The organism is Caldisericia bacterium, from assembly GCA_026414995.1.
Classification (GTDB): Bacteria; Caldisericota; Caldisericia; order B22-G15; family B22-G15; genus JAAYUH01.
Window position 1 is genome coordinate 93,706 of sequence record JAOAHY010000004.1, and the last position, 7,456, is coordinate 101,161.

5 protein-coding genes are annotated in these 7,456 nt (G+C 24.9%); all 5 read right to left on the reverse strand.

The window, feature by feature from the left end; all coding sequences use genetic code 11:
* Positions 1 to 8: 8 nt before the first annotated feature.
* Entirely contained in the window at positions 9 to 1,013 is a 1,005-nt protein-coding gene (gene galT, locus N3D74_02795) for a galactose-1-phosphate uridylyltransferase (protein MCX8095105.1), read from the reverse strand.
* Between the two features lie 6 nt (positions 1,014 to 1,019).
* On the reverse strand, positions 1,020 to 2,537 hold the full coding sequence (locus N3D74_02800; protein MCX8095106.1) for a DUF1957 domain-containing protein: 1,518 nt from the start codon (positions 2,535 to 2,537) through the stop codon (positions 1,020 to 1,022).
* A complete protein-coding gene (locus N3D74_02805; protein ID MCX8095107.1) occupies positions 2,534 to 4,339 on the reverse strand; it encodes a DUF1925 domain-containing protein in 1,806 nt (601 codons plus the stop codon). The genes N3D74_02800 and N3D74_02805 overlap by 4 nt, the downstream gene beginning before the upstream one ends.
* A 3-nt stretch (positions 4,340 to 4,342) precedes the next feature.
* On the reverse strand, positions 4,343 to 6,379 hold the full coding sequence (locus tag N3D74_02810; protein ID MCX8095108.1) for a glycoside hydrolase family 57 protein: 2,037 nt from the start codon (positions 6,377 to 6,379) through the stop codon (positions 4,343 to 4,345).
* A partial coding sequence (locus tag N3D74_02815; GenBank protein MCX8095109.1) for a penicillin-binding transpeptidase domain-containing protein occupies positions 6,372 to 7,456 on the reverse strand: 1,085 nt, incomplete at its 5' end. The genes N3D74_02815 and N3D74_02810, both read right to left, overlap by 8 nt.

Consider the following 7,456-nt stretch of genomic DNA (forward strand, 5'->3'; position numbering starts at 1 on the left):
GCTCCTTTTTAAATTTCTGTCTCAAGTAGAAACTTTGCACAATCTTCAGGTTTTGTAGGATTTATATAAAAACCTGTACCCCATTCAAAACCAGCAACCTTTGTTAATCTTGGCATAATTTCTATATGCCAATGATAATGAGGTAAATTGTATTGATCAAGAGGAGCTGTATGTATAATTAAATTAAAAGGAGGATCATTTAAAACATTCTTTAATCTCAATAAACTTCTTTTCAAAACTTTACTCAAACTAACAACATCTCCTTTTGATACATCAATGAAATCTGAAGAGTGTTTTTTTGGAAGAATCCATAATTCAAAAGGGAACCTTGCAGCAAAAGGTACTATTGAAATAAACTCATGATTTTCTTCAACTAATCTTTCTCTATCTTCTAGTTCCTGTTGAATTATATCGCAAAAAACACATCTTTCTTTAAAATTAAAATATTCTTTTGAGCCATTAAGTTCCTGCTGAACTCTAATTGGAACTATGGGAAGGGCAATTATTTGAGAATGTGGATGCTCTAAAGATGCACCTGCCTGTGAACCTTTATTTTTAAAAATTAATATATATTTAAATCTTTTATCTTTTTTTAAATCTAAAACTCTGTCTCTCCAAGCCCATACAACCTCTTGAATTTGAGCTTCAGGCATATCTGCCATTTCTTCGAAGTGATTTGGAGTTTCAATCACAACCTCATGTGCACCAATTCCATTCATCATATCAAACATACCAACTCCTCTTTTGTCTAGTTCACCTTCAATTCTTAATGCAGGAAATTTATTTGGAACGACTCTTATCCACCAACCAGGCTCATTTTTATTTGTTCCAACTTTTCTATAACTTAAAATTTCTGGTGGCGTTAGATTCTCATTTCCTTCTTCAAAAGGGCATTTCGAAAGATCTTTATTTTTCTCTTCACTTTCAATTTTATAATCATGAGGCCTCAAGCTTCTTTCTGTAGCAATAATTACCCATCTTCCAATAACTGGGTCTTTTCTTAATTCTGGCATAGATTATTAAACCTCCTCAAATTCAATTGAGTTAAATACAAAATCATCTTTATTTATTTCTTCAGGTTTTACATTTTTATTTATAAGTTTTATAAATTTCTCATAATGTTCATTGAATCTTTTTATTGCATATTCTTTTGCAGTTGATGTTGTAACAAGGAATGGAAAATCAGAACTTTCAAGTAAAAATTTCTCTTTTAAAATAGAAAATTTTAAAATTTTATCTTTTATAGAGTTACTATTTTTGAAAAAGGTATCTTCTGCTATATGTATCTTTTCCCACATCCACATTGTTTCAGAATTATACCATGTATAATGAAAACCACCTAAGCCCCAAGAACTTTCTATAAATTTCCCTTTTTTAATTGGAACATTTTCTTCAATATTTTTTGATAATGTTGTCTCATACACTTTTGATTCAGAGGAATACTTTAAAAATTCTTTTAAGAAATAAACACCCTCATACCACCAATGACCGAATAGTTCAGTATCAAATGCAGCAACAATCAAACCATTCATATTATAGTTGTTATTAAAATCAATAAAAATCTTTTCTATTCTTTCTTTAAAATTTTCAGCATGAATTTTTGCTTTCTCAAATGCTCTTTCATAATTATAATAATCTTTTTCACCAAGAGAAACTCTCTTATCTGTAATTCTCCAATATTGAAAACCAGAATTTTCACTTTTTTTATGAAATTCTCTATAATCTCCATCCCCTGGATAACCATAATCTCTTGACCAAACTATTTCACTTGTTTCTGGATTTCTTAACAAAACATATATTCCAGAGTAAATTTCATATAAGAAAAGTGAAGAAAACTTATTTTTTGTTTGAATTTTTATAAAACCTCTTCCATATCTAAAAATATCTTCATTTTCTTCAACTAAAGAATGGTAATTTAAAATGAAATATTTGATTTTATTTTCTTTTAAAATCTTCTCAACTTCTGGTTTATAACCACATTCAGGCAACCAAAAAATCTCTGGATCTACCTTTAAATAATTTCTATATACTTTAATCCCATTTTTAATCTGTAAAATTCTAGAATCATCATATTTTAAAAGAGGAAGATATGAATGTGTTATTGCTGATGTTCCAATTTCAACAAATCCATCTTTTTTAAACTCATTAAATGCTTCTACAATATCATAATTTATTTTTTTAAATAATTCTTTTTTCTCATTTATCTCATTTAAATAATAATCTATTAGTTTTTTTACTATATTATCCTTATTATATTTTGAATAATCTTCTTTGCCTCTTTTTTCTTTTATATTTAAATATTCAATAAATTTCTCTTTGAAATAATCACTTTTAAGTTGATCCATGAGAACTGGTGTTATCCCTATATTTAATTTAAAATTTATATTCTCCTTTTTTAGTTCATAAAGAGATTTTAAAATTGGAATATAAGTTGATTCAGCAATTTCAAATAGCCATTCTTCTCCAAATGGCCACCTTCCCTTACCAAGTGAGTAAGGAAGGTGTGAATGAAGATAAATTAAAAATTTATTATTCACTTCTCTTCAATTACCTCCATATTAATTTTATTTATACCATCTTTTAATCTATATATGAAGATTATTGTTGAGCCTTGATATATTTTTTCAATACCACTTTCAGAATTTGATATAGTATAAATTTTTTCTATTTTAATATCTTTAAAAGAATTACTCCTTAAACTTAATTTAAAATCTAAAAAATCTATTTTAATTCCATCATCTATTAATTCATATCTATCCTCAGGAAAATAAAAGTTAAACTCTAATGCAAGTAAATTACTTAATTTATCACATGTAATTGAAAAATATAAACTTGAATTTGAAAATTTATATTCTAAATTAATTTCTGGGTTATTTAAATTTATTTTATTTTCTTTTATTTCAAAATTTAATAAACTATTATATGGGTGAGATTTTTCTAAATCATCTTCATTATCTAAAAAGTGTATAAGGAAATTTTCTTTGTAATAATTATCAAATTTAAGATAGTTTAATGCATCCTTATCTTTCAAAATAAATGTTTCGTGTATTGTCTTTATTCCACTATTCTCCTCGTGAGTTTCAGTTCTTTCAAAAAGTTTATCATGGTAAATTTCTTCGTATCTTGTAATAACATCAGAAATATTTTTGTTTAAATAGTCAAATTCTAAAACTTTTCCACCTAGTCTATGAATAAAAATTTTAATTTTATCATTTAATAAAATTATTTCATCATATCCATCTTTATTATAATCCAAAATTTTGATCTCTTTTCCTTTTAAAAATTTATTTTCTCCTTCTAAAATCTCTTTAAATATTGCCTCTCTTAAATGTGGGAGATATAAACCTCCAAAAATACCATGCCAATAAGCATCGTTGCATTGACTTTTTAGTACATTTTTATAAATTTTTTCGTTATTTGTATTAACTAATTCTCTCATAAAAAGCATTCTTTTATGCATTTTATTTGATTCGTGATATTTTCTTAAAAAATTTCTAAAGAATCCCTCTGACCAATCCTCCATCTCCTCATAAGAGGATGTATTTAAATAAATTCTTCCATTTGGAAAAAAGTTTTGAACTGCTTCATTAAACAATATTGTTTTAATATCTTCACTATTATTTAAAAATTCAAAAAATCTATCTAAGTATCCATTTTTATATACATAATCATATGTTCCTGGCCAGAGTCCAAATTTTTCTCCATCATCTCCATAAGTAAAAATCAATTCGTCCCCATTAAAAGATTTAAAATAACTTGAAAGTTCTATTATTTCTCTAAAAGGAATTAGATATCTTAAACTTTTAAGAATTGGAAAAATTTTGATTGAGTATCCTTCATTTTCAGTTATGTAATAACCAATTAAATCTTTCTCGCTTAAAAATAATTTTTTAAAAGCGTTATCATCTAAAAGAGTATATTCTATTTCACTTTTTTTAATATATTTAGGTAAATCTGGTTCCCACACCCTTTCTGTTAACCACATTCCTTTTGGAGTAAAGTTAAATTTATCTTTTAAATATTTATTCATAAGTTTTATTTGATTAATTTTATCCTCTTCAGGAATTAAAGTTAAAATTGCTTCATAAAATGTTCCACTAAAAAGTTCGATTCTATTTTCTTTTAAAAGCTCCTTAATTAAATCTTCATAATCTTTTATATTCTCTTCTTCCATAAATTCATAAAGACTTCCAGATGTATGTAATGAAATCTTCACATTTTTATATTTCAATACTTTCTCAAGAAATGGAATATAAGATTTGTAAAAGGCATTAAGAATAACATCTTTAAAATTTCCTACTGGTTGATGATTATGTATAAGTATTAAAAAATATTTCATAATTTATGCCTCCCAATTCTTTAAAAATTCTTTAGAATCTAAATTAATTTCAAAAATTCCAAATTGAGGCAATTTACTTATAACTTTACCGTTTATTTTTAAAAGAAGGAAAAAATTAATTAAATTATTTTGGCTTAAAAATTCATTTTTTAATGGAATTTTTATTTCGAGTAAATCTAAAAATTTAGCCTCTATATCTTTAAAATCGCTAATAATTTTTAAACCAAAATCATCTTTAAAAATTGTTATTGATTGTAAATTTGTTTTTCCCTCAATATTTAACAAAATTTCGAAACTTTTGAGATTTTTATTAATTTTTACTAATAAATATAAGTTATCTTTATCAAACCCTCCTCTTATAAATTCAATTATCTTCTTATCAAAATTCATACTTGAAAAAATCTCTTCGCCTTCATAATAAAATCCATTTAACCATTCAAAATAATCATTTATCTTTCCATCTATATTGGGAGTTATATAATTTTTAACTGATAAAATAATTTTTGAATTATCTTTTTTTATTATTGATTTCAAATTAAAATCTCTTTTAATTCCAGAGTAATAATAGAAGGTCTCTATATGTCTTCTATACAATAAATCAAAATCTTTTTTAATATCATCTCCATATGTTTTGCCATACCACCAATTCCAATCTGAACCTTCAATTATATATAAAATCTTTTTTAAGTTACTCTTTTTCTCATCCTCTAATGTCTCATAGTCTTCTCTAACCTGTTTTAAATAATTCCACGATAAATTATCTTCTTCATCGCCAATCCAAGTTTTAAAATCACCATTTATCCATGAACCAGATTCTATATAATTGAGTTTTTCCGAATTATTTTCATCTATAATTTCACTTAATTTAAAAATAATAATATCTTTATCCCTTTTTAGTTCACTATACAATAAATTAAGAAAATCTATTCCATTGTTCTTATAAAATTCCCATGGATTTTCGCCATCAAGTATAACAAAAACAAATTTATCTTCATTTGAAATTTTTTTAATTTCTTGTAATTTATCTATAAAATCTCTAACTGCTTCATTTTCATTCATCTGAGAATAAACAAAACCAATTGAATCAGAAAGAATTTTGTCTCTAAATAAAACATAAATTTTTTCATTATTGTATTCTAAAAAATATTTTTTATAAATTTTATTTCTATCTTTTATTTTGATAGTTTTAAAAAGAATATCTTCATCGGTTAGAAAATATTTAAATCCATTTTTTACAAAAAACTCAACAACCTCATTTGAAACTGCTCCTTCTGAAGGCCAAATTCCTTGAGGATATGTATTAAAATTTTTATAAAAAATTTCTTTTCCAAGTTTTATCTGACCATCTAGATCATCTGGATAAGAGAATCTATCAGGCAAAAATTTTTCACCACATTTTTTTGCGATATCAGTATCAATAATAAGTGGTGAAATAGGGTGTGCGTAAGGAGACATAGTTAATTCTATTAAATTATTATTTAATAAATCTCTATAAAGAGGCAATACTTTTTTTATTATCTCATTTTCCTTTTCTATAAGATAAAAAATATCATCTAAATTATAATTTTCCTTTTTTTCTTCTAATTTCTTTATCTTTTCGTCTTTTTCAATTTCAATAATTAAAGAGAGATTTAAATAAAATATTAAATCAATTAAATCATTTTCGTTTAAAACTTCTTTATTTTTTTGTAATATCTCTTTTAATCTAGAATAATTTTTTATAAAATTATTTGATAAATAAATTTTCAATTTATCAAATAATATTTCTTTGTTTTCTTTTAAATAATCTAAATTATTTTCAATTAATAATGTAAAAATATCATTTACATCATTTTTTTCATAATCATTTATCTGCTCAAGTAGAATAGGAGTAAAATTGAAATTCATTTTTATATTATTCATTTCAACAATTTTTGCCATCATATAATAATTTTTCACTAGATGGATTCTTGTATAAGGTAGTAAATAGAAATTATCCAAAAGGTCTTTATAGTATGGTTGATGAAAATGCCATAAAAATGAGAGAAAAATTTTATTCATTTTTTACAATTATCTTCCTTATTATATGAGATATCTCTTCTCCATATTGATCTTTTAAAACAAAAGTTATTTCATAAATTCCTTCATTTTCGAAAGAAATTGCATAATTTAACATATTTTTATTTAAAATTACACTTAAAGAATTATTTATATAAATTTCGATTGTTTCCCCATTTTCATTAATAAGTTCAACTGTTAAATTTATTAAAGTAAGAGGTTTTACAACACCACTTGGGAATATATAAACATTAAAATCACAAGAATAGGCATCATCATACTCTTTTGGTTCTTCTCCTTTTAAAAATTTTCTTATTTCAATTCTATCTTTAGGAGTACATGGTGTAGGTAATTTATTTGAATCAATACAGACAGCAACATCTATATATTCACTTCTGTGAATTGGACATTCAAATTTTGGTTCAAAACCACTTATGAAAATTTCTGTTTTAATATTTTTACAATATGAAGAGGGAAGAAGTCCTGAATCTGCACATACTTTTGAATAAGTAATCTTATCTGGCCTTTCCCAATCAGTTGGATTTTTTATTTTTATAAGTTCTTTAAATATATTTCTCCATATCTCTCCAGCAAATCTTCTTCCCCAATTTTTTACACCCTCAAGCCCAATTAATTCTTTATCAGATCCAATATATGTACTTACAACATAATCTTTTGTATATCCAATAAACCATCCACTTGTAAAATCTCCTGCAGTTCCACTTTTACATGCAAGAGGTACTTTTCTAAATTCAGGGAAATAGTAATAAGTTACACTTTTAAATAGATCTGTCATTAAATAAGATGCTTCTTTTGAAACAACTCTTACTGGATTTGGTTTACTTTCATAAATTACTCTTCCATCTCTTCCTAATATTTTTGTTATTCCTCTTGCATCAACTCTCTCACCCATATTTGCAAGAACTCCATAAGCAACTGCCATATCAAGTGGAGTTACTTCAAAGCCTCCTATTGTCATTGAGGGATATGGTTCAATTGGAGTTCTTATTCCCATTTTTCTTGCATAATAGACTACTCTATCAAGGCCTGTTCTAATACCAGTTTTAACTGCACAGATAT

Coding starts and splice junctions, on each gene's coding strand:
- N3D74_02810 (MCX8095108.1), bottom strand. CDS start 6,379: ATGAATAAAATTTTTCTCTCATTTTTATGGCATTTTCATCAACCATAC.
- galT (MCX8095105.1), bottom strand. CDS start 1,013: ATGCCAGAATTAAGAAAAGACCCAGTTATTGGAAGATGGGTAATTATT.
- N3D74_02805 (MCX8095107.1), bottom strand. CDS start 4,339: ATGAAATATTTTTTAATACTTATACATAATCATCAACCAGTAGGAAAT.